Origin of the sequence: Rathayibacter sp. VKM Ac-2857 (assembly GCF_013205025.1) — a bacterium.
Classification (GTDB): Bacteria; Actinomycetota; Actinomycetes; order Actinomycetales; family Microbacteriaceae; genus Rathayibacter.
In genome coordinates this window covers 120,009-143,107 of the sequence record NZ_JABMLE010000003.1, presented here as the reverse complement: position 1 = coordinate 143,107, position 23,099 = coordinate 120,009, and the positions used below count along the sequence as shown (strand labels likewise).

Genomic DNA, 23,099 nt, shown 5'->3' with positions numbered 1-23,099 from the left:
TGCGACGCAGTGCATCGGCGATGACCGGCGGGCCTTCTGCAGGTAGCGCGCCCACTCGATGAGGGGAAGTTCCGGGACATGGTCAGAACCGTCGCGATCATCGGCACACGGGGATATCCGAGCTATTACGGCGGATTCGAGACAGCGGTCCGCCGGTTGGCGCCCTATCTCGCCGAGCAGGGCTGGGACGTCCTCGTCTACGGCCGCCCCGGCACCACGACGCTGGACGACGTCGACCGCGATGCGCGGGTGCGGACCCGGATCACGCACGGCATCGAGTCGCGCTCGCTCAGCACGCTCTCCTACGGGCTGACCTCGAGCATGGACGCGGTGCTGCGCAAGCCGGACGTGGCGCTGGTGCTCAACTGCGCGAACGGCTTCTGGCTGCCGCTGCTGAAGATGCGCGGGATCCCGACCGTCGTCAACGTCGACGGCATCGAGTGGGACCGCGCGAAGTGGGGGCGGTTCGCGAAGTCCGTCTTCCACCAGGGAGCGGTCTGGACGGCTCGCCACGCGGACCGCATCATCTACGACGCCGAGGCGATCGAGGCGCGCTGGCAGAGCGAGTTCGGGCGCGAGGGCGACGTCATCCCCTACGGCGGCGACGTGCCGCCGGACCACCCGGTCGAGCCGGGGCTGACCCACCGCGGCTACGCCCTCCTCGTGGCGCGGTTCGTCCCCGAGAACACCGTCCCCGAGTTCGTCGAGGCCGCGGCGCGCATCTCGCGCACGCACGACGTCGTGATCGTCGGCTCCTCCGGTTACGGCGGTCCTCTCGAGGACGCGGTCCGCGCGCTCGCCACCGCGAACCCGCGGGTGCACTGGTTCGGCCACGTGAACGACGACGTCCGGCTGCACTCGCTCTGGCAGCACGCCGGGGCCTACTTCCACGGTCACAGCGTCGGCGGCACGAACCCCGCGCTGGTGCAGGCGATGGCCTGCGGCGCGCCGGTGGTGGCCCGCGACACGGTCTTCAACCGCGAGGTGCTCCGCGAGGCCGGCGGCTTCGTGGCTCCCGAGGCCGACGCGATCGCCGACGGCGTGCTGGCGCTGCTCGAGGACAGCGAGGAGCAGGAGCGCCGGGCGCGCCTCGGGCTGGAGCGGGCGATCACCTCCTACGCCTGGGCCGAGGTGAACGCCGCGTACGAGCAGTCCCTGCTCGGCGCCATCGCCTCCCGGCGCCGGTCCCGCTCGGTGGAGAGCGCGAGGCGGGCGTGACCCTCCTGCGCGACCTCGGCTACGACCCGCTCCTCATCAGCTACCTCGTCGGTCCGCTGACCGGCGTCACCCCGGCGAAGGTGCGCACCGCCCTGCGCGACGTGATCTCCTCGCCGCGGGGCCGGCCGCTGCTCCGCCTGCGCACCGGCGCCTCCGGCTGGCGGAGCGTCGACCGCGCGACCGCGCTGGCCGCCGTCGATCGCGCCGTCGAGGTGGTCGAGGACGCGCCGCTCCCGCGCCCGGAGCTGTTCCGGCGGCTCCTCGAGTCCGGCTTCGCCGCGGGCGAGCTCCCCGTCCGCCTCCTCGTGGACGGGCCCACGGTCGGCTTCTGCCTCCCGCACGGGCTCTTCGACGGGACGGGCGCGACCGAGATCATCCGGCTCGTGATCGAGAAGCTCGGCGCTCCGGGGCCCGACAACGCGCCGGAGCGGCCGCGCTCGCCGCGCCCCCTGCTCGAGCTGATGCGCCGCTTCTCGCTGACCGGGCTCGCCGGCGTCCGGACGGCGCGCGACACCTTCCGCACGGTGACAGCCGAGACCGCCACCGCCTATCCGTTCGAGCGCACCCTGACCAAGGCGGAGTCGGTCGCCCGCAACCAGCTGGTCACGACCGTGCTGACCGCCGAGACGCTCCGGAGCATCGCCGCGACCCCCGAGCAGGCCCGCGGCGACCGCCGCCCCGCCCGCCCGCCGCTCTCGCTCAAGACCGCGAGCCTCGTCCTGCGCTGCCTGCGGGACTGCTCCCGCGACGGCGCCGACTTCCGCGTGGTGATCCCGGTGGACGCGCGGCGCTGGCTGGCCAAGGGCCACGACGTCGACGGCAACTTCTCGCCGTCGCTGCCGATGGGCCGCCTGCTCGTCGACGACTGGTCCGCGACGGCGCTCGCCGAGCGCGTGACCGCGGCGACCAAGTCGGGGCTGCCCGTCACCTGGCTGCTCGCGAGCGTGCTGCTCGCCGTGAAGAACGCGGTGCGCCACCCGCTCTCCACGCGGCGCGTCCCCGCCCAGACTCCGCGGGTCCCGCTCGAGATCCACGTCTCGCTGCCCACCGGCGAGGTCGCGGTCGCGGAGGAGCTGCTCCCGCGGATCGAGCCCGACACGATCATCGGCGGGCTGCCCACGCACCTGCACCTCCCGCTCGGGGTCTGGGTCGAGCTCGCCCCGATGCGGGACTGCCTGCACCTCACCGTGCAGGACGAGACCGGCGCCTTCGACCTCGACGGCTTCGAGGAGCGGCTGCTGGCCGCGGTCGCGTCGGCCTCGGCGGGTCAGTCGTGAGCGGCCTGCTGCGACTGCTCAACTCGCCCATCGCGATGCTGGCGAGCCGGCTCTCGGTCGCGGCGCTCGGACTCGTGAGCGCGCCGATCATCGCGCAGTCGCTCGGCCCGAGCGGGCGCGGCGAGACCGCCGCGTCCCTCGCGGCGATGTACCTGATCCCGATCGTCCTCGCCTTCGGCATGCCCCTCGAGATCCGCCGGCGCGTGCTGGCCGCGGGCGACCTGGGTGCGGTGCGCACGGCACGGCGCCTCGCGCTGCTGACCGCGGTGCCGGCCGCGCTGGTGGCCTGGCTGGTCACCTCCACCTTTCTCTCCTCCCTCGACGAGGCGGCGACCGTCGCGGTCTTCGTCGCGATCACCGGCACGCCCCTGATGGTGAGCTGGATGGTCGACATCGGCGTGGTGGGGGCGCAGCGCCGCTTCGGCGCGGTGGCGCTGCTGCAGGCGACCCAGCCGGTGGTCTACGTCGGCGGGATCCTGCTGCTCTTCCTCCTCGACTCCATCACCGTCGCCGGGGTGATCTGGGCGAACTTCGCCGGGTCGCTGATGACGGCCGTCATCGGCTCGCTGCTCAACCGCACCCGCGGCTCCCGGCCCGCACCGTGGCGGCCGCTCCTGCGCGGCAGCGCGACCTTCTACGGGGCGCAGGCGTCCGACGCCGCGTACCAGCGGCTCGACCAGGTGATCATGCTGCCCCTGATCGGCGCGCACCAGGCGGGGCTCTACTCGGTCGCCGTCACGATCGGCACGCTGCCGGTCTTCCTCGCGCACGCGGTCGCGGCGCCGGTCTTCTCCGACATCACCCGGACGGAGGGGCGCGCGCGCATCACCGCGACCGGCGACGCGCTGCGCTCGGCGTTCGTCGTCGGCCTCGCCTCCGCCGTGTTCCTCGCCGTGATCTCGCCCTGGGGAGTGCCGTTCCTGTTCGGCTCCGCCTTCGAGGAGGCGCTGCCCGCGGTGATGTTCGCGATCGTCGGCTCGATCTTCGTGGTGGTAACCGTCAGCGCCGGCGAGGTGCTGTCGGCGCGCAACAGCGGGCTCCGACTGACGCTGGCGCAGGGAGCGGGCCTGATCACCTGCCTGGTGCTGCTGCTCACCTTCGGGCCGGCGAACGGAGCGGTCGCCGCCGCGATCGCGAACGCGAGCGGGATCCTGATGGCGCTGATCGTGATGCTCCTGGCGATCCGCCCGCCGGCTCGCACGATCGTGCCCCGGCCCTCCGACGTCCCGCTCGTCGTCCGTCGGCTGACCACCAGGGGCGGGGCGGCGTGACCCGGAGCGCGCCGGCGTCGCGTCGCGCGGGCGCGCCGCGGCCGAGCGCGGGGCCGTCGGCCGCCGTCGCGTCGAGCGCGCGGCGCCAGGCGGTGCCCGGTGTGCTCCGGCGCCTCCTCGGCCGCAGCGACGGCCAGGGACTCGACCTGCCCTGGCTCGGGATCCTCCTGCTGGTGGCCGTGCTGCCCGCCAACGGCGTCACCTCCGCCTTCCTGGACGGCGTCGTGGCGACGGCGTTCGGCGCGATCAAGGACGCGGTGATCCTCGGTCTCTTCATCCTCGTCGTGGTCACCGGGCGGATCCGGCGCGTGCCGGTGCCGGTCGTGGTCCTGGTGCTGATGATCGTCGCGCTCGGCGCGGTGTCGGCGGTCTGGACGCCGAACCCGATCCAGGCCGCGTACGGCTGGCGCAACGACTTCCTGCCGTTCCTGGCGCTGATCGTCACGCCAGCGGTGCTCGAGCGGCGCCACCTCGCGATCGTCGCCACCGCCTTCGTCGTCGTCTCGCAGGCCGCCTCGATCACGACGATCCTCACCTGGAACCAGGGGCTCGACTGGCTGTTCACCCTCGGCGTCTTCCCGCTCGCTCCCGACGCGCCGTTCCCCTCCTCCCTCTTCGTCGCCGGCAGCATCGTGCCCCGGGGCTTCAGCCCGTACAGCGCGCCGAACGAGAGCGCCGTCGCGACCACGATCGCGCTCGCGGTGCTCTGGACGCGGCCGCGCTGGCCGATCTGGCTGAAGGGCGCGCTCACCCTCCTGCCGCTCGTCGCGATCTACCTGACCCAGTCGCGCAGCGGCTACATCGGGCTCGCGATCCTGGCGGTCGTGCTCGTCGCGTGGGCGCTGTTCCGGAGCCGGCCGATGCTCGTCTGGGCGATGCTCACCGTCTCGACCGCCGCGGCGATCGGCGGAGTCACGCTCTACCTCTACATCGACAAGGTCATCTCGCACGTCGCCGACCCGTCGCTGATCGGGCACAGCGACAGCCTCATCGAGAATCTGCCGTTCCTGGTGTCGCATCCGTTCGGCTTCGGCCTGGGCAAGGTGGGCCCGCGGGCGCAGCTGTACTCGACGGATGCGGTGCTGGTCGAGAGCTTCTTCCTCGTGCTCGCGATCGAGTCGGGGATCCTGGTGATGCTGCTGTTCGCGGCGCTGCTGGTCTACCTGTTCGTCAGCGGGCTGCGCGCCCGCACCCTCGACGGCTTCCTGGTGACGGCCGCGGTGGCGGGCACGCTGGTCAGCTACACGGTGCTGCCCACGCTGCAGGAGGGGCCGGTGGCGTACACGCTCTGGATCGTCTGCGGCATGGGGCTCGTCGCTGTGCGGGGCGCCGGCGCGGGGGAGCGTCCGGCCGGCGCGGCGCAGTCCGGCGGCGGGCCCGCCGATCCTGCCGCGGAGGGCGAGCGCGTCGAGGGCGCGCCCCTCGGTGCGCATGCCGGGCCCGCGGAGGCTGCGGCCGCAGGGGCGCCCTCGCGCTCGGCGGGCCGGTCCGCCGCCTCGGGTCCGGCCGTCGACGGCGCGGACGGCGACTCCGGAGCTCCGCACGGCCGCAGGGCCGCGGACGGGGCGGTCGGCAGCGGCCGCCGCGCCTCGGGAGCACCCGTCGCGACTCCGGCTCCGGACGCCGTCGCCGGCCGCCGCGGGACGCGGACGACGGGCGGGCCGGGCTCAGGCCGGCGTCGCGACCGGCGCGCCGCTGGGGGCGCGGGCGACGACGGCACCGAGCACGTCGCCACCCACATCGCGTAGGCGGTCGGCGGCCGAGGCGAGGTCGGCCGAGGACGACACACCGGCTCCCGCCACCAGCACCGTCGTGCCCACGAGGGTGCTGAGGAGCACGGCGTCGGTCGCGGTGAGGATCGCGGGGGCGTCGATGACGACGTGGTCGAAGTGGCGGGAGAGGTAGCGGACGACGCGCTCCATCGTCGGCGTGCCGAGCAGGTCGCTGGGGTTCGCGGTGGCGGTGCCCGCGGGGAGGACGGTCACGCCGCCGGCGCTCACCGACAGCTCGGCGTCGACGGGGAGGCTGCCCGAGCGCAGCAGCTCGCCGAGGGTGGGGCCGCCGTCGGGGATGCCGAAGAGGCCGGCCTGGGCGGGGGCGCGCAGATCGGCGTCGATGACGACGACGGTCCGGCCGACCTGGGCGATCGAGGCGGCGAGGTTGGCCACGACGGTGCTCTTGCCGTCGCCGTCCCGCGCCGACGTCACGAGCAGGGTGCGCTCGCGGGCGCCGGAGCCGAAGAGGATGGTGGTGCGCAGCATCCGGAACGACTCGGCGACGGCGCTGCGGCCGTCCACGACCAGCGGCGTCCGGCGGATCGCGGCGTCGTACGGGATCGACTCGAGCACCGGCAGCGAGGTGCCGCTCGCGACGTCCTTCGCCGAGCGGATCCTCCCGTCGCCGAGCGAGCGCAGGACGACGATGCCGACGCCCACGATCAGTCCGGTGGCGCCGCCCAGGATCAGGTAGACCAGCAGGTCGGGGCTGAGCGGCGAGCTGGGCGCCACGGCCGACTCGAGGACCTTCACGTCGACGCGGCTCGGACCGCCGTCGGCCGGCGCCTCGATCTGGGCGACGTAGGCGCTGAGGCTCTGCGCGACCGCGTCGGCGATGTCGGCCGCGCGCTGGGCCTCGTCGTCGACGACGTCGATGCTCATGATGACCGTTCCGGGCAGGGCGGCGGCGGTGACCTCGTCGGCGAGGTCGCCGACCGAGAGGTCGAGCTGGAGCCGGTCGATCACGGGCTGCAGCACCGAGCTCGAGTCGACGAGGGCGACGTAGGAGGCGACGCGCGCCTCCGCGCTCGTGAAGGACGCGCCGACCTCGGCGCTCGACTGGTTGGTGACGGTCGCGACCGAGACGAACACGGTCGTCTGCGCGCGGTACTCGGCGTCGGAGGCGACCGTCGCCGCGGACGCGATGGCGAGCCCGAGGGCGACGCAGACCGAGATGATGAGCCAGCCCCGGCGGAGGAGGCGTCCGTATTCGCGAATTCCCACTGGTGCCGATCCTGTCGAGTCGTGAGTCCGCGCGGCGGACCCTGGCGATGCGCGAGAGCAGTCCGATCTTGACAGACCCGCGGGCTCCTCGGCTCTCCTCCGGGCCGAGAAGGCCGAGTACCCCGACAGGGGGGCCCGCCTGTCCCCCGGACGGGGGTGCTTCCGCTCGCAGTCGGTGGCGTGGACGAGCGTCGAATCGCATCGGTGGCCAGGGGGGCACGCGGAGTGGGAGCGCGCGGACGGCCCTCGTCTCCGCGCCTATGAGGTCGAGCCGCGCCGCAGCCGCAGCCGGGTCTCCTCGAGGTCGAGCAGCGCCTGCGCCTGGCCGAGGATCCGCTGCGGGTACGCCCGCCGCGACCGCGCGTCGAGCAGGGCCTCGCGCTCGGCCGAGACGACCGCGAGCCGCAGCGCCCGGTAGAGGCGGTGCGGGGTGTCGGCCGCGTCGCGCCGGGAGCCGCGCGCCCGCTCCCAGGCCGCCTCCGAGCGGAGGAACGAGGTCTGGCGCACGCGCTCGAGCACATCGGGATCGACCTCGTCGACGCCCTCGACCACCTCGCCGGGCGTCTCGAGGATCGAGAGCCCTTTCTCGGTGATCTCGTCGAGCAGGCCCGCGAGCTCGCGCTGGTCCTCCGGCACGTCGACCCCGCGGATCCCGGTGGCGCGGATCAGCAGCGGCAAGGTGCTGCCCTGGATCAGCAGCGTCGACACCGCCACCGTGAAGGCGATCAGCACCAGCTGCGGGCGGTAGGGGATGTCCTCCGGCAGCGACTGCGCGGCGGCGAGGGTGACCACGCCGCGCATGCCCGACCAGCCCAGCACCAGGCCGCCTCGCCAGCCCAGGCCGTTACTGCTGAAGTGGCGGTAGTCGGAGCGGCGCAGCTGGTAGCGGCGCCTGGCCCGGCCGAGCTCCTCGCGCGGCAGCCGCACGCCGTCCGTCGACTCGAGCAGCTCCTTCTGCTCGCGCGCCCGCCGCTCGGCCCGGCGCGTCTGCCAGCGCTCGCCGAGCAGCACCGGCCCCACCCAGGCGAAGCGCACCACGATCAGCCCAGCGGTGGCGACGAGCCCGATGCCGACCGCGGCCGGGATGGTCAGGGCGGCGCTGTCGGCGTCCTGGATCAGGCTGCGGATCTCGAGCCCGATCAGCAGGAAGACGCCGTTCTCGAGCAGGAACTGCACGGTGCGCCAGTTGATGCGGTCGTTCACCCGCGACTGCGCGGTGAAGGCGCGCGAGGAGGCGTGCCCGGTGTGCAGGCCGGCGACGACGACCGCGAGCACGCCCGAGGCGCCGAGGCTCTCGGCCGGGATGAAGGCGACGAACGGCACGACGAAGGAGACGACGGTGTTGAGCACCGGGTCCTCCAGGCGCGAGCGGACGAAGACGGTGACGATGCTCGCGACCAGGCCGACGATCACGGCCACCACCACGGCGTAGAGGAAGTCGCCGGCCGCCGCCCACGGCGTCGCGAGGGTGCCGGCCGCGGCGGCGAGGGCCGAGCGCAGCAGCACCAGGGCCGTCGCGTCGTTGATCAGCCCCTCGCCCTCGAGCAGGGTCAGCAGCCTCGGCGGCAGGCCGAGGCGCCGCCCGACGCTCGTGGCGGCCACCGCGTCGGGCGGGCTGATGATCGCGCCGACCGCGATCGCGAGCGGCAGGCCCAGCTCGGGCAGCAGGACGAACAGCAGCGCGCCGATCCCGGCGGCCGAGATCAGCACGAGCACGACCGAGAGGCCGCTGATCGTGGCGATGTTCCGGCGGAAGTCGACGAACGGCACGCTGATCGCCGCGGCGTAGAGCAGCGGCGGCAGCACGCCGTCGAGCACCCACTCGTGCGGCACGACGACCTCGGGGACCCCGGGGAGGAAGGACAGCCCGACGCCGGCGAGCACCAGCGCGATGGGGGCGGCGACCCCGAGGCGGCGGGCGAACGCGGCGACGGCCACGAGGACCGCTACGCCGATGACGGCGGCGATGCTCAGCTCCATCGGAGCGTCCTGCGGGCGGCGTGGGGCATCGGCGGTCTCGATTCGGGGGAGGGGGAGCGCCTGTCCGCGGGCGGGCCGGAGCCCGGGCACGCAGCGGAGGCCGGACTGCGAGTCTGCGCTCGAGTCCGGCCTCGGCCTAGGGGGTTGCGGGTGCACGGGTGCGCCGCTCCGGGCCCGATCTCCTGGGAGGAGACGCCCGCCTGCATGCCGGTCGAGCAGCCCCGGCGTCTCTGCATGCTGGTCGAGTAGTCCCGCAGGGGCGTCTCTGCATGCTGGTCGAGCAGCCCCGCAGGGGCGTATCGAGCGGCGAAGCCGCTTCGCGTCTCGGTGGTGAGGGAAAGGACGCGGCTGCGCCGCGTCATGTTGGTCGAGTAGCCCCGCAGGGGCGTATCGAGACCCACCGTCACCAGCAAGGGCGGGTCTGCAGACTCGTCCTTCTGACGCTCGTGGATCTCGATACGCCCGCTCCGCGGGCTACTCGATCAGCATGGGTTTCCCATACGGACTAGGTGATCTTTCGTAGGAGACCCGTCACCCCACGGACGTCGGTCGCCTCCCTGCCCTGCCGCGCGTCAGCGCCGGTCGAGGACCCGGACGAGGCCGATCAGGAGGGCGATCGTGCCGAGCGCGGCGATCGCGATCGCGGCGGCGCCGGCCGGACCGAGCGAGAGCGCCCAGTCGACGACGGCGCTGCGCAGACCGGCGTCGGCGGCGAGGAGGAGCAGGAGGACCGCGACGACGGCCTGGACCAGCCCCCAGACGATCGCGCCGGCGCGGATCCTGGGCCGCTTTGCGGTCTCGGTGGCGGTGCTGGTCTGCGTGGCGGTGGTGCTCTGCGCGGTCATCGTCCTGCCTCCGTCGGGGTCGTGCTCTCGGTTCCGGGCGTGACGCCGGGGTCTGTCGTGGTGGTGGGGTCCGTCGGGGCGGGGAGGTCGGTCGCGGTCGCGGTCGCCTCCGACGTCGGCTCCGCGGTCGCAGTGCCGTCCGGGTCGAGTGCGGCGCCGCTGGTCGAGTCCTCGGAGGTCCGGTCGTAGACGGTGACCCCGCCGCGGCCCTGCGCGATCCGGACGACGACCGGCTCGGCGTCCGGGTCGCCGAAGGTCTGCGTCCAGGTGGCTCCGTCGCGGCTGTACGCGACGTCCTCCGGGTCGGAACCCACGTCGCCGTCGGCGAAGGCGGTGGTCAGCCAGTAGTAGCCGTTCGCCGTGGACGCCTCGAGGCGGACCGCCGCCCCCTCCATCGGCATGACGGTGATGTTCCCGGCGCCCTGCCAGACGTCGATCACCGCACCCGGATCACCCAGCGACGGGTCGATCGTGATCTGCAGGTCGCCCGCCACCATCGCGTAGCTGCCGGGCGTCGCGTTCGAGACGCCGTAGGAGCTGAGGAGGGGCAGCAGCTGGCGCTCCGGCGGGACGAGCGACGCCGTCGAGGCCGTCAGCACCGTGATCACCGAGACCGCGATCAGGAGGATCGCGCGCCGGCGGAGCAGCCCGGCCGCCACGATCGCGAGCCCGAGCACCAGGGTCGCGACGCTGAAGCCCACGACCGTCGCGGTCGAGCCGGAGACGGTGAGCGACGCGATCGCGCCGGCGACGGCCGCCAGGCCGAGCACCAGCAGAGTGACGCTCCTCCGCAGCCGCGGGTTCGCCTCGCGGTGCAGCCGGCGGCGCTCGAGGCGGGCCGCGGTGATCGCGGCGGCCCGGAGTCTCGACTCCTCGGCGCGGGCTCGTGCGGTCTCGCGGGCGGTCGCGCTCTCCTGGGCGCGGAACGCCTCCCGCTCGGCCTTCCACTCCTCCTGGCGCTCGCGCCACCGCGCGAGGTCCTCCGGGGTGCTCGGCCGCGCCTCGGTCGGGCGCTGCGGGGGGAGGAGGGGAGCGGTGCTCGCCGGGTCGCCGGTGGGGGCGGGGTAGCCGGCGGTCGAGGCACCGGGTCCCTCCGGGCTGCCGTACGGCGGCGGTGGCGTCCTTTCGGCGCGGCCGGCCCGGCGGGCGATCCAGACCACGAAGAGCACGGTGAGCACCAGGACGACGACGGTCCAGAGGGCGCGGCCGGTGGCGGGCGCCCAGGGCGCAGCTCCCGTGTAGGCGCCGCCGAGCGACCAGAAGCCCTGCGCGACGGGCAGCATCGAGGCGAGCACCAGGGCGCCGATGCCGGCGTGCACGCGGGTCAGGCGACCGCGGAGCAGCTCCTCGACCGGCAGCACGCCGTCCTCGTCGGGCAGCAGCAGCCAGGCGGCCGCATAGAAGAGGAAGGCCGGGCCGCCGAGGACGGCGACCACGACGAAGACGCCGCGGACGATCAGCGGGTCGATGCCGAGGCGGTCGGCGACGCCGGCGCAGACTCCGCCGACCCAGCCGGGCCGGCGCGCGAGGTCGAGCGAGCGCAGCCAGAGGAGGAAGCGGTTCTCGGAGGGGGCGTCGGGGCCGGGGGCGCCGGTCTCGGGTGCGCCGGATCCGGACGCGCCGGTCTCGGACGCGCCGGGTCCTGAGGCGGTCGGGTCCGGCGTCGGCGGATCGCCCGCCGTCTCCTGCGCCGGGTCCGGCGGGGTCGTGCTCGCTGCTGTCATGGCTCGAGTGTGACCCTCCTCCACAGCCGCCGACCATCGGGGGAACCCCTGATCCGACCCCGACTCCCGCCCCGCCGACCCCGACGACCTGTTTGGATGCAGGGGTGAGCACACCCACCCTCCCGAGCAGCGCGGCGCACCCGCCGCGCGGTCGGCCGTCCCCGGGCCGAGCGCCCGCGGGGCGGCTCCCCTCGGGCTCACTCCCCTCGGGCTCACTCCCCTCGGGTCCGGTCCCCGCGGGCCGGCCGCCCCTGCGCCGGCCACGCCGGGTCGTGCTCGGCGGCGTGTGCGCGGGGCTCGCCGAGCACCTGCGCCTGCGCGTCGGGACGGTGCGCTTCCTCACGATCGTCGCGACGCTGCTGGGCGGCGGCGGCGGGCTCCTCTACCTGTGGCTCTGGGCGCTGGTGCCCCTGCGCGACGCCGGCGACGAGGCGGGCGGTGTGCGGCGCTCCGTCCCGGTCGCCGCGCTGCTCGTCGGCGTCGCAGGCGCGGCGACGCTCTCGGTCGGGGTGGCGCTGCGCGGAGGAGAGGACGCCGAGGTCACCCGGGCGCTCGCCGCCGTCGCGCTGCTCTCGGGCGGCGCGGTCGCCTGGAGCCTGGGCTTCGACCGCGGCGATCCCTCGCGCTCGGCGCGCTCCTCCGTCCTCGTGCGCCTCGCCTCCTGCGCCGTGCTCGTCGTCGCCGGGGCCGTCGTGCTCACGGCCCGGCCGAGCGCCGTCAACGCCGTGCTCGCCGTCGCGGTCCTGCTCGTCGCCGCGGGCGTGCTCGCTGCGCCCCGGGTCGTCACGCTGTGGACCGAGCTGATGGGCGAGCGGGCGGCGCGGGTGCGCGAGGAGCAGCGCGCCGAGATCGCCGCGCACCTGCACGACTCCGTGCTGCAGACCCTGGCCCTGATCCAGAACCGCGCGGGCGCCTCGAGCGAGGTCGCCCGCATCGCCCGCGCGCAGGAGCGGGAGCTGCGCGACTGGCTGTTCGAGCGCGACGTCCCGGTCGCGAACGACCTCGCGGCCGAGATCCGGGCCATCGCCGCCGCGATCGAGCTCGACTGGCCGGCGACGCTCGAGGTGGTCGCGGTGGGGGCCTCGGTGCCGGGCGCCGCCCCCGTCCTCGCCGCCACCCGCGAGGCGATGCTCAACGCCGCACGGCACGCGGGCGGCGAGGTGTCGGTCTACGTCGAGTCGTCGGACGCCGGCGTCGACGTCTTCGTGCGAGACCGCGGCCCCGGAGTCGACCTCGGCGCCCTCCCCGGCGACCGCCTCGGCATCCGCGAGTCGATCGTCGGGCGGATGGCGCGCGCCGGCGGCAGCGCGACCGTGCGGCCCGGAGCGGGCGGCTCGGGCACCGAGGTCCACCTGCGCCTGCCGGCGGGGGCCGAGCGGTGACCCGCGTCGTGCTGGTCGACGACCACTCGATCTTCCGCTCCGGGCTGCGCGCCGACCTCGCTCCCGAGCTCGACGTCGTGGGCGAGGCGGCCGACGTCGACTCCGCCGTCGCGCTGGTCGCGGCCGAGCGCCCCGACGTCGTGCTGCTCGACGTGCACCTGCCGGGCGGCGCGGGCGGGGGCGGCGCCGAGGTCCTGCGCCGCAGCGCCGCGCACCTCGACGCGGTGCGCTTCCTCGCTCTGAGCGTCTCGGACGCGGCGGAGGACGTGGTCGGCGTCATCCGCGCCGGCGCCCGCGGCTACATCACCAAGGCGAGCTCCGGCGCCGAGGTCAGCCGCGCGGTGCTCGCGGTGGCCGGCGGCGACGCCGTCTTCTCGCCGCGCCTGGCCGGCTTCGTCCTCGACGCCTTCGGCGCCCTCAGCGGCGAGCAGGCGGAGTCCGTCGACGAGCTCGACCGCCTCTCGGCCCGTGAGCGCGAGGTGATGCGCCTCATCGCCCGCGGCTACGCCTACAAGGAGGCCGCCGCCGAGCTCTTCATCTCGGTCAAGACCGTCGAGTCCCACGTCTCCGCGGTCCTCCGCAAGCTCCAGCTCTCCTCCCGCTACGAGCTGACCGCCTGGGCCTCGGCCCGCCGCCTCCTCTGAGGACGCGGGGTCTCGAGGCGCCCCTGCGGGGCCGCTCGACCAACATGGAGGGGGGAGCGCACTCTTCATGCTGATCGAGTAGCCCGCGGAGCGGGCGTATCGAGATCCACCGGCGTCAGGAGTGGAGTCTGCAGATCTGCCCTGCTGAGGATGCGGGGTCTCGATACGCCCCTGCGGGGCTACTCGACCAGCATGTGATGGGCCGCGGCCGTGGTCCGGAGCGGGTCCTCTTCATGCTGATCGAGTAGCCCGCGGAGCGGGCGTATCGAGATCCACCACCGGACGACGGTGGATCTCGAGACGCCCCCCGGATCAGGCCTCGGGCTCGGCGTCCGTGCCGGCAGCGCGGCGGCGCGCGCCGAGTCCGAGCGCCGCGGCGCCCGCGGTCAGCAGCGCGGCGGCACCGGCGACGAGGCCCACGCTCTCGACACCGGTCGAGGCGAGTCCGCCGCCGCTCCCGCCCACGGGCAGAGGGACGGGCGTGCCGGTCGGCGCAACGGTCGGAACCGCGGTCGGTCCGGCCGTCGGCCCGGCGGTGGGCGCCGTCGTCGGCGCGGCGGTCGGGCCCGCGGTGGGCGCAGCCGTCGGGGTCGCGGTCGGCGCCGTGGTCGGCCCCGCGGTCGGCGTGGGCGTCGGCGTGACGAGCTGCGACGCCGGCAGGATCTGCACGATCGTCGGACGCGGCGCCGCGACGGCCCCGGCCGCGAGGGTGCCGGTGGCCGCGAAGTCCGGGAAGTACGAGCTCGGCGCCTCGAAGGTGCCCTCCTCGCCCGGGTGCTGGACGGCCACGAACACGTGCTGGTCCTGGTCGTGCACGATCGGGCCGCAGGTCTCGGCGTCGCGCGGGACCGAGAGGAACTGCTCCACCCGGCCGCGGTCGGCGCCCTCGAGCGCCACCTTGAAGAGGCCGTCGTTGTAGCCGATGCCGCTGGGCGCGCCGTCGGTCGAGATCCAGAGGTTCCCGACGGAGTCGAAGGCGAGGTTGTCCGGGCAGGAGATCGGTGAGACCTGGTCGACCGGGAAGCCGGAGAAGTAGACCGTGTCGCCCTGCGCGACGTCGCCGCACAGCATCAGCAGGTTCCAGGTGAAGGTGCGGCCGGTCTGGTCGCCGCCGTCCTCGATGATCTCGACGATGTGGCCGTCGCGGTTCTCGGTGCGCGGGTTGACCTCGGTCGGCCCCTCCTTGCCCTCGGTGCCGCGGTTGGAGTTGTTGGTGCAGGCCACGTAGATCCGGCCGCTGACCAGGCTCGGCTGCACGTCCTCGCAGCGGTCCATCTTGGTCGCGCCGGCGATGTCGGCGGCCGTGCGGGTGTGCACGAGCACCTCCTCGACGCTCATGCCGGCGATCATCGACGCGCCGTCGAGGACGAGCGGCAGCCAGGCGCCGATGCCGTCGAAGCCGCCGTCGGAGGGGACCGCGCCGGTGCCGGTGATCTCAGCGACGGGGGAGTCGCCGGTGAAGCTCGCGACGAAGAGGTCGCCCTCCTCCAGCAGCGTCTTGTTGTGCGCGCGGTCGCCCTCGATGTAGCGCTTCTTCGAGACGAACTTGTAGAGGTAGTCGAAGCGCTCGTCGTCGCCCTGGTAGGCGACCACGCGGCCGTCGGGGGCGACGACGACGTTCGCGCCCTCGTGCTTGAGGCGGCCGAGCGCCGTGTGCTTCTTCGGCGTGGACTCCGGCTCGAAGGGGTCGAACTCGACGATCCAGCCGAAGCGGTTCGGCTCGTTCTCGTAGCCGGGCGTGCGGGCGTCGAAGCGGGGGTCGTCGAGCTCCCACAGGCGGGCGGTCTCGGCGTCGGTCAGACCGTAGCGCTTCTCCGCGTCGCTGGTCGCGGTGGCGCGGAAGTATCCGTTGAAGTTCTCCTCGCCGGAGAGGATCGTGCCCCACGGCGTGGTCCCGCCGGAGCAGTTGCCCAGCGTGCCGAGGACGGAGCGTCCCGTGGGGTCGGCGACGGTCTTCAGCAGCGCCGAGCCCGCCGCGGCGCCGGTGACCTCGTACGGGGTGTCCAGCAGGTAGCGGCGGTTGTGCTCGCCGCCCTGCACGTAGGCCCAGGGGCGGTCGACGGCGGTGCGGACCAGCTCGACGACGCTGAGGCCGTGGGCGGCGCGGCCGACGGCGCGCACGCGCTCGGGCTCGGACTCGAGCTGCGCGGCCGGGAACATGATCGACTCGTTCGTGTACTCGTGGTTCACGACCAGCAGGGCGCGCAGGCGCTTCGAGCCGGGGATCTCGACGATGTCGGTGTAGTCGTTGTTGTAGCCGAACTGCGCGGCCTGGGCCGCCTCCGTCTGGTTCCGGATGTCGAACGCGGGGCTGTCGGCGAAGAGCGGGTCGCCCCAGCGGATGATCGGCTGCCAGGCGAAGCCCTCGGGGACCGTGAACTCGTCGACCGTGTACGGCACCGGGGCGATCGGGGTGAAGGCGAGCGGGGAGCCGCCGACCGCGGCGCCGGCGACGGCCGCTTCCGCGCTGGGGGCGCCGCCGGCCGAGGCGACGGCGACGGTGACCGCGCCGGCGAGGCCGAGGCCGAGCGCGCTGCGGCGCGAGATCTGCCGGGCGACGATGTCGCGGAACGAGCTGTTGTGCGAGGTGTTGCAGGCGGCGGTCGAGCACGCGTTGGCGCACTTGAGGGCGCAGGTGACGGGGCTGCGCTTGCCGCGCACGTGCCCCGCCATGGGGAGGAGGAGCGGGCGGCGGGCGGTGTCGGTCATGCGATGTCCTTCGATCGGCAGCAGTGCGACCGAGTCGACCAGGGCGAGGGGACGCGCACGCCGCTCAGCGGAGACCCCTCCCTGAACGGAACATGAACGTTCTCACAAGAAGGTGAGGCTACCCTTCGTCGCTCCGGCGGGCGTCCCGGGCCGCCAGGACTGCGCCGACGTTGTCCGCGATCCACTCGACCACGGGCAGCAGCCGCTCGGCCAGCTCGGCCCCGAGCGGCGTCAGCGCGTAGTCGACCCGCGGCGGGATGACGGGGTGCGCCTCGCGCTGGACGAAGCCGTCCTGCTCTAGGGTGCGGAGGGTCTGCGCCAGCATCTTCTCGCTGATGCCGCCGATCCGCCGCCGCAGCTCGCCCCAGCGCAGCCCCCGCTCGGCCAGGGCGGCGAGCACGAGCACGCCCCACTTGCTCGTCACGTGCCCGAAGACCTCGCGGCTCGGGCAGTCGGCGGAGTAGACGTCGCCGGTGAGGAGGGGGCTCGCGGTGATGCTCATGCAGGTACTAACGAAATAGTGGGTACTGCATTCCGGGAAGTTCCGACGGTGCGGTCCGGTTCCCCTCTCCGTCGGCACTCCACGCGCCGTCCACGAACGGAAGGACCACCCTCATGACCCTCGTCGTCACCGGAGCCACCGGCCACCTCGGCCGTCTCGCCGTCGAGCACCTGCTCGCCCGCGGCACCGCCGCCTCCGACATCGTCGCCACTGGCCGCGACGCCGCCAAGCTCGAGGCGCTCGCCGCCGACCTCGGCGTCCGCACCGCCGTCGCCGACTTCGAGGACCCGGCCTCGCTCGACGCCGCCTTCTCCGGCGCCGAGGCCGTGCTGCTCGTCTCCGGCTCCGAGGTGGGCAAGCGCGTCGCGCAGCACACCGCCGCGATCGAGGCCGCAGCCCGCGCCGGCGCGCGCCTGGTCTACACGAGCGCGCCGAAGGCGACGACCAGCCCGCTGATCCTGGCCCCCGAGCACAAGGCGACGGAGGAGGCGATCGCCGCCGCCGGCATCCCCGCCGTAATCCTCCGCAACGGCTGGTACAACGAGAACTACGCGCAGACGGTCACCGAGCTCGCCTCGACCGGCACCACCCTCTCCAGCGCCGGCGACGGCCGCGTCTCCAGCGCCGCCCGCACCGACTACGCCGAGGCGGCCGCCGTCGCGCTGCTCGACGCCTCGCTCATCGGCTCCGTGCACGAGCTCTCCGGCGACACCGCCTGGAGCTTCGACGAGCTCGCGACCCTCGTCGGCGAGGTCGCCGGCCGCGACGCCGCGATCACGCACGTCGACTCCGCCGAGCACGCCCGCATCCTCACCGAGGCCGGCGTCCCCGAGGGCGGCGTCGGCTTCGTCGTCGGCCTCGACGCGAACATCGCCGACGGCCTGCTCGGCGAGACCGACGGCTCGCTCGCCCGCCTGATCGGCCGCCCGACCACCCCGATCCGCGCCTACGTCGAGGAGCAGCTCGCCCGCTGAGCTGCGGCCTGCTGCCGACCGGCTGACCTCCGGCTCGCGGAATCCGCTCCGGCTCGCCGGATCAGCCGGTTCCCGCGAGCCGGAGGCCGTTCCACGAGCCGAGGACGCGCCCCGGGGCCGTGGTGTCCGACCCCCGACGTAGGCTTACCGCCATGACCTCGACGACGCCTCGCTCCGGTATCGACCTCCCCGAACTCGACCCGGCGACGCGTCCGCAGGACGACCTCTACCGCCACGTGAACGGCCTGTGGATCGACCGCACCGAGATCCCGAGCGACAAGGCGCGCTACGGCTCCTTCCACGTGCTCCAGGAGGAGGCGGAGAAGGCCGTCCGCGACATCATCGTCGAGGCGCAGTCCGCCGCGAGCGGCACCGAGGCGCGGATGTTCGGCGACCTCTACACCTCCTTCCTCGACGAGGCGCGCGCCGAGGAGCTCGGCGCCACTCCGCTCGCGGACGACCTCGCCGCCGTGCAGCGCGTCGACTCGATCGCCGGGCTGCTGCAGGCCGTCGGCGCCTTCGAGCGCGCGGGCGTCCCCGGCCTCTTCGGCCTCTTCGTCGACAACGACCCGGGCGACCCCGAGCGCTACCTCGTCTTCGTCAACCAGGGCGGCCTCGGCCTGCCCGACGAGAGCTACTACCGCGAGGAGGAGTTCGCCTCCGTCCGCGAGGCGTACCTGCCCTTCGTCGCCCGGATGCTCGAGCTCGCCGGCATCGACGCCCCCGAGGCCCGCGCCCGGCGCATCGTCGAGCTCGAGACGGACATCGCCGCCGTGCACTGGGACAAGGTGCGCAGCCGCGACAGCCAGGCCACCTACAACCTCCGCTCCTGGGCCGAGACGACCGAGCTCGCCGCCGGCATCGACCTCGACGTCTGGCTGACCGCGATGGGCGCTCCGGAGGGGGCGCTCGCCGAGGTCGTCGTGCGTCAGCCGAGCTTCCTCGAGGGGCTCGCCGGCCTCCTGACCGACGACCGCCTCCCCGCCTGGCGCGACTGGCTGTCCTGGCAGGTGATCCGCGGCGCCGCGGCCTACCTCTCCAGCGACTTCGTCGACGCCAACTTCGACTTCTACGGCCGCACCCTCACCGGCACCCCGCAGAAGCGCGAGCGCTGGAAGCGCGCCGTCTCGCTCGTCGAGGGCTCGCTCGGCGAGGCCGTCGGCCGCATCTACGTCGAGCGGCACTTCCCCGAGACCGCGAAGGCCGCGATGGACGTCCTCGTCGCCAACCTGATCGAGGCCTACCGCCGCTCGATCGTGGACCTGGAGTGGATGGGCGCCGACACCCGCGAGCGCGCGCTGGAGAAGCTCGCGAAGTTCACCCCGAAGATCGGCTACCCGGTCCGCTGGCGCGACTACTCCGCCCTCTCGATCGACCCGGCCGACCTGGTCGGCAACGCCCGCCGCGTCGCCGCCTTCGAGTTCGACCGCGAGCTCGGCAAGATCGGGAAGCCGCTGGACCGCGACGAGTGGTTCATGACGCCGCAGACCATCAACGCGTACTACAACCCCGGCTTCAACGAGATCGTCTTCCCCGCCGCGATCCTGCAGTTCCCCTTCTTCGACGAGACCCGTGACGCCGCGGCGAACTACGGCGCGATCGGCGCCGTGATCGGCCACGAGATCGGCCACGGCTTCGACGACCAGGGCTCGCGCTTCGACGGCGACGGCCGCCTCACCGACTGGTGGACCGAGGACGACCGGGCCGCGTTCGAGGAGCGCACGAAGGCGCTGATCGCGCAGTACGACGCGCTCGCCCCCGCCACGACCCCCGGCCACCACGTCAACGGCGCGCTCACCATCGGGGAGAACATCGGCGATCTCGGCGGCCTCGGCATCGCGTGGAAGGCCTACCTGCTCTCGCTGGACGGCGAGGAGTCGCCCGTGATCGACGGCCTGACCGGCGCGCAGCGCTTCTTCCTGTCGTGGGCGCAGGCCTGGCAGCAGAAGTCCCGCGACGAGGAGACCATCCGGCTGCTGGCGATCGATCCGCACTCCCCGTCGGAGTTCCGCTGCAACCAGATCGTCCGCAACCTGGACGAGTTCTACGCTACTTTTGACGTCACCGAGGACGACGCCCTCTGGCTCCCGCCGAGCGAGCGCGTCGCCATCTGGTAGCCGTCGCCGGCTGCCGTTCCGCACCGCGGACGGGTCCCCGCGCATCGGGAGCCGACCGATGCCGACCGGGGTCGTCCGCTCACCGACGCGTCCCCCGCGACGTCTCGACGGACTCCCGTCCCCCTCCGCACCGACCGCTCGACCGACCCGGAGAGGAGCCGCCGCCGTGGTGATCCCCGCCCACGAGACCCGTCGTGAGAACCGCCGCGCCCGCCGCGGACGGCACAAGGGCGAGTACGACCACGACGACTTCCAGCGCGGCTTCGACGCGCTCGGCCGGCTCGCCCTGGACGGCGTCGTGGTGTCGGCGCGCGCGGTCGACCTCGGCACCGGCCGCGCTCTCTTCGCGGTCGACGACTCCGTCTCCATGCCCACGGCCTCCGTCGGCACGATCGTGCTCCTGGTCGAGGTCGCCGCGCGGCTCGCCACCGACCCCCAGGAGAACCTGCGGCTGGTCGATCGCACCGCCGCCGACGCCGTCACCGGCACGGGTCTCTGGCAGCACCTGCAGATCCCGTCGATGCCGATCGCCGACCTGGCCGCCCTGGTCGGCGCGACGAGCGACAACCTGGCCACCAACGTCCTCCTGCGCCGCGTCGGCCTCGACGCCGTCCGCGAGCGGGCCGAGGCGCTCGGCCTCTCCCGCACCGCCCTGCTCGACGTCGTCCGCGACGAGCGCGGCCCGGACGACGCCCCGCAGCTCTCCATCGGCTCGGCCCGCGAGCTGACCTGGCTGCTCGCGACCCTCGCCAACGGCGAGATCGTCGACCCGGCGGTCAGCTCGCGCGTGATCGGCTGGCTCTCGCTGAACAGCGACCTGTCGATGGTCGCCTCCGCCTTCGGCCTCGACGCGCTCTCGCACCGCCAGCCCGACCACGGCGTCCTCCTGGTCAACCGGACCGGCACCGACGCCGGCGTCCGCGCCGAGGTCGGCGTCCTCCGCGGCCCGCGAGCCGGCGTCTCCTACGCCGTCATCACCCAGTTCGACGACACGAGCCTCCGCTACCGCCTGGCCGTCCTCGAAGGCATGCGCACCCTCGGCGTCGACCTGCTGGAGTACGTGCACTGAGCGCCGCGGCGGGCGCGTGCTGCCGCTCGCTCGCCCGAGGCGTGAGCTCGCCGACCTCCGGCTCGTGGAACGTCGTCCGTCTCGCCGGAATCGCGCGGTCCGGGGTGCCGGAGCCCGTCGTGCGTGCCGGAATGGTCCGCTGGCCCCCGGTACGTTGGGCACGCGGAATCACGTCCGTCTCGCAGGATGCGCCCGATTCCGCGTGCCGAGGTCGGTTCCGCGTGCCGAAGGTTCTCGCGGTCGGCGGCGCCGTCAAGCCGGTGACCGCACCCGGAGGCGCGACCTAGGCTGCCCGCAGCGGCGTCGCCTCCCGGTGCGCCGCGGAGAGGACACCATGAGCAGCTTCGGCTTCGACGCCCCCGAGGACGTCACCGACACCACCCGTCCCGACGCCGACTCCCTGCCGGTCCCGCCGGAGGACCCCGCCGAGGTCGACGACACGCAGGTCGACGACACGGAGGCGACCGGAGAGGCGAGCGACGAGGGCGCCGACGCCCGCCTCGACGACGACCAGGACCCGCCGGAGCACCCCTTCGTCCCCTCGCCGAGCTGAGCGACGCGGAGTCAGCGACGCGAACGAGGCCCCGCCGAGTCCGCGTCGTGTGCCGCCACCAGTTCTGCCGCCAGTGCCGCGAACGAGGGCGCGATGACGGGATCGCCGGACGCTGCCGCGGCCGCGAGCCGAGGGAGGACGGCCTCGGGATCGCATCCCCGGGTCCGGTAGATCTCGATCGCTTCACCGGAGGCCGCCGCGGCGTGCGGCTCCGCGGCGTGGAGTCGGAAGCCCTCGACGAGGGTGGGCACGTCGATCGCCTGAAGCAGGCGGAACGCGTCGAGGGCGTCCTTCTCGTGCAGCCGGTTCGGCTGGGACATCGCCTGCTCGAGCCGTTCAGCGATCTTGATCGCCTTCGCCGTGAGCAGAGCGGCCGGGCCGGCCACGCGCAGATCGGACGAGCGCGGATCGTCGGCCGACAGCGCCGCGATCGAGACGACCCGGTTGTCGACGAGTGCGGGTTCCAGCCCGCGCGCGATCCGCGCCGTCCGTCTCTCATGGGGCGTGAGCCGCGCTGCTCGGGCCCCCTGCCGCTGCGTGCCGGACTGGTGGGGGACGACCATGAGGTCGATCGCGATGTCGCCGGCGGACACCCAGTGGCCCGGGTTCGCCCCGGGTGTGAAGCCCGCGGAACGGAGCGAGGAGCCGATCTCCGGTGTCGCTGAGAGACGCGAGTGGTCGATGGCGAGATCGGCGTCGGTCGTCATGACGGGGACGGCGAGGTCGGTGTCGCCGGTGTGGACGTAGACGGCCTGGGCTCCGACGAGGACGAGGCTGTCGAGGTGATCGTTCAGGGCTCCGAGCGCGTCGAGGAGGACACGCCGAGCGGCGGTGTACTCCGGAGTGACGGGGGTCAGTCGGTGGTGCTCCACATCGGGTCCGTTCGGGCGAGGGCGTCCATGAGCTGCTCGGCCTCAGCGTCCGAGCGCGAGGGCAATGTGAGCAGATCGGCCAGAACGAGGGCAAGCGGTGCGAGGCGGTTGTCGCGCGATCCGGGATCGAGGAGGCGCGCATCCTGCGGACGGGCGAGGACGACGTTCGCCGTCGAGGGAGTCGCGTCGACGAAGCCGAGCGATCGAGCGACCTCGTCCGGATCCGAGGCGTACAGCGCGAGCAGGCGGAGCGGAACCACCGACGTCGTCTCGGGCGGCAGCAGCCTCCGGGCGGCGGCGGACCCCGTGAGGACGACCGGCGGCTCGACCTCCACCGAATCGTCCGCCGCACGCTGCACACCGCGGGGCGCGAGGAGGTACCTCACCTCGCTGTTCGTCTTCGTGAACGAGTAGTCACGAGCCCAGCGGCGGATCAGCGCGCGGCGACGCACCACGCTCACCGAGCCTCTGCTCTCGCGGTCGACGATGCCGTCGGCGGCGAGGGTCGCGAGGAGCTTCGAGACGGAGCCCGGCGCGACGTCGGCGCGCGCGGCCAGTTCGCGGACGCCGACCGGCACTCCCGAGACCGCGAGCGCGCGGAGCGTGCGGTTCGCAGCCACACCGTTCAGGCGCTGGAGCGCGGTCGAGCGACCCGACCGAGGTGCCCGATCGGCGCCTTCCGCGGACACCGCGACGAGGGGGTCCTCCAGAGCGAGCCGGACCCAGCCCGTCTCGTCGACGAAGTTCATGTCCTCGGCCGCGAGGGAGCGCCGCAGGGCAGGCCCGATGTAGTCCGAGAGGTAGAGAACGGGCATCGCCGTGGAGCGGGAGAGCTCGCGGAGGCTGTTGACGACGTGCTCCACCGGGAGCGAGCCGGAGCGCCGCCACTCAGCCCTCAGCTGCACCCTCGGGCCCCGAGGCGGACGGAGCTCGAGAGTCGGGGTCCGCTCCGAGCGGCTCGCG

At 73.9% G+C, this 23,099-nt stretch carries 17 protein-coding genes and 1 pseudogene; 10 read left to right on the top strand and 8 right to left on the bottom strand.

The window, feature by feature from the left end; translation table 11 throughout:
- Positions 1-78: 78 nt before the first annotated feature.
- Genes HQQ86_RS14205 through HQQ86_RS14190 form a run of 4 tightly spaced genes read left to right on the top strand, consistent with a single transcriptional unit; the run spans position 79 to position 5,514 of the window.
- Positions 79-1,218, top strand: coding sequence for a glycosyltransferase (locus HQQ86_RS14205; protein ID WP_173288939.1), 1,140 nt, complete (start codon positions 79-81; stop codon positions 1,216-1,218).
- Positions 1,215-2,495 carry a hypothetical protein gene (locus HQQ86_RS14200; RefSeq protein ID WP_173288938.1) on the top strand — a complete coding sequence of 427 codons (1,281 nt, stop codon included), beginning with the start codon at positions 1,215-1,217 and terminating at the stop codon, positions 2,493-2,495. Before HQQ86_RS14205 ends, HQQ86_RS14200 begins: the two co-directional genes overlap by 4 nt.
- The gene (locus HQQ86_RS14195; RefSeq protein ID WP_173288937.1) at positions 2,492-3,766 is read left to right on the top strand and encodes an oligosaccharide flippase family protein; all 1,275 of its coding nucleotides are present in this window, start codon (positions 2,492-2,494) and stop codon (positions 3,764-3,766) included. Before HQQ86_RS14200 ends, HQQ86_RS14195 begins: the two co-directional genes overlap by 4 nt.
- A complete protein-coding gene (locus HQQ86_RS14190; protein WP_173288936.1) occupies positions 3,763-5,514 on the top strand; it encodes an O-antigen ligase in 1,752 nt (583 codons plus the stop codon). The genes HQQ86_RS14195 and HQQ86_RS14190 overlap by 4 nt, the downstream gene beginning before the upstream one ends.
- Here HQQ86_RS14190 and HQQ86_RS22100 read toward each other — a convergent pair.
- From HQQ86_RS22100 to HQQ86_RS14170, 4 genes are all read right to left on the bottom strand, one after another.
- Positions 5,434-6,765 carry a polysaccharide biosynthesis tyrosine autokinase gene (locus HQQ86_RS22100; RefSeq protein ID WP_173288935.1) on the bottom strand — a complete coding sequence of 444 codons (1,332 nt, stop codon included), beginning with the start codon at positions 6,763-6,765 and terminating at the stop codon, positions 5,434-5,436. The genes HQQ86_RS14190 and HQQ86_RS22100 overlap by 81 nt on opposite strands.
- Before the next feature lie 258 nt (positions 6,766-7,023).
- A complete protein-coding gene (locus HQQ86_RS14180) occupies positions 7,024-8,745 on the bottom strand; it encodes a sodium:proton antiporter (RefSeq protein ID WP_173288934.1) in 1,722 nt (573 codons plus the stop codon).
- Positions 8,746-9,317: 572 nt separating this feature from the next.
- Entirely contained in the window at positions 9,318-9,590 is a 273-nt protein-coding gene (locus HQQ86_RS14175) for a hypothetical protein (protein WP_173288933.1), read from the bottom strand.
- Positions 9,587-11,314, bottom strand: a complete 1,728-nt coding sequence (locus HQQ86_RS14170; protein ID WP_173288932.1) for a PspC domain-containing protein — start codon at positions 11,312-11,314, stop codon at positions 9,587-9,589. Before HQQ86_RS14170 ends, HQQ86_RS14175 begins: the two co-directional genes overlap by 4 nt.
- Before the next feature lie 251 nt (positions 11,315-11,565).
- Between HQQ86_RS14170 and HQQ86_RS14165 the strand changes: the two genes are divergently transcribed.
- Both HQQ86_RS14165 and HQQ86_RS14160 read left to right on the top strand, forming a co-directional pair.
- The gene (locus HQQ86_RS14165) at positions 11,566-12,696 is read left to right on the top strand and encodes an ATP-binding protein (protein WP_173289390.1); all 1,131 of its coding nucleotides are present in this window, start codon (positions 11,566-11,568) and stop codon (positions 12,694-12,696) included.
- On the top strand, positions 12,693-13,340 hold the full coding sequence (locus tag HQQ86_RS14160) for a response regulator transcription factor (RefSeq protein WP_123447181.1): 648 nt from the start codon (positions 12,693-12,695) through the stop codon (positions 13,338-13,340). Before HQQ86_RS14165 ends, HQQ86_RS14160 begins: the two co-directional genes overlap by 4 nt.
- A gap of 660 nt (positions 13,341-14,000) precedes the next feature.
- Here HQQ86_RS14160 and HQQ86_RS14155 read toward each other — a convergent pair.
- Both HQQ86_RS14155 and HQQ86_RS14150 read right to left on the bottom strand, forming a co-directional pair.
- A pseudogene (locus HQQ86_RS14155) lies at positions 14,001-16,049 on the bottom strand (PhoX family phosphatase); the annotation flags it as partial.
- A 118-nt stretch (positions 16,050-16,167) separates the two neighbouring features.
- Complete coding sequence (locus HQQ86_RS14150; protein WP_173288930.1) at positions 16,168-16,551, bottom strand: helix-turn-helix domain-containing protein; 384 nt, start codon at positions 16,549-16,551, stop codon at positions 16,168-16,170.
- A 113-nt stretch (positions 16,552-16,664) separates the two neighbouring features.
- Here HQQ86_RS14150 and HQQ86_RS14145 point away from each other — a divergent pair, with 113 nt between their 5' ends.
- The 4 genes from HQQ86_RS14145 to HQQ86_RS14130 all read left to right on the top strand — a co-directional run bounded on the left by HQQ86_RS14145 (position 16,665) and on the right by HQQ86_RS14130 (position 21,264).
- Entirely contained in the window at positions 16,665-17,525 is an 861-nt protein-coding gene (locus HQQ86_RS14145) for an NmrA family NAD(P)-binding protein (protein ID WP_173288929.1), read from the top strand.
- A 152-nt stretch (positions 17,526-17,677) separates the two neighbouring features.
- A complete protein-coding gene (locus HQQ86_RS14140) occupies positions 17,678-19,642 on the top strand; it encodes a M13 family metallopeptidase (protein ID WP_173288928.1) in 1,965 nt (654 codons plus the stop codon).
- A gap of 166 nt (positions 19,643-19,808) precedes the next feature.
- Positions 19,809-20,711: a serine hydrolase gene (locus HQQ86_RS14135; RefSeq protein WP_367948663.1), complete on the top strand. Its 903-nt coding sequence runs from the start codon at positions 19,809-19,811 to the stop codon at positions 20,709-20,711.
- A 334-nt stretch (positions 20,712-21,045) separates the two neighbouring features.
- Positions 21,046-21,264 carry a hypothetical protein gene (locus HQQ86_RS14130; RefSeq protein WP_173288926.1) on the top strand — a complete coding sequence of 73 codons (219 nt, stop codon included), beginning with the start codon at positions 21,046-21,048 and terminating at the stop codon, positions 21,262-21,264.
- An 11-nt stretch (positions 21,265-21,275) separates the two neighbouring features.
- On the opposite strand, the gene HQQ86_RS14125 is transcribed toward HQQ86_RS14130, so the two are convergent.
- Together HQQ86_RS14125 and HQQ86_RS14120 are read right to left on the bottom strand one after the other, a co-directional pair.
- Positions 21,276-22,136: a hypothetical protein gene (locus HQQ86_RS14125; protein ID WP_367948662.1), complete on the bottom strand. Its 861-nt coding sequence runs from the start codon at positions 22,134-22,136 to the stop codon at positions 21,276-21,278.
- On the bottom strand, positions 22,118-23,041 hold the full coding sequence (locus tag HQQ86_RS14120) for a helix-turn-helix domain-containing protein (RefSeq protein WP_367948661.1): 924 nt from the start codon (positions 23,039-23,041) through the stop codon (positions 22,118-22,120). Before HQQ86_RS14120 ends, HQQ86_RS14125 begins: the two co-directional genes overlap by 19 nt.
- Positions 23,042-23,099: the final 58 nt, after the last annotated feature.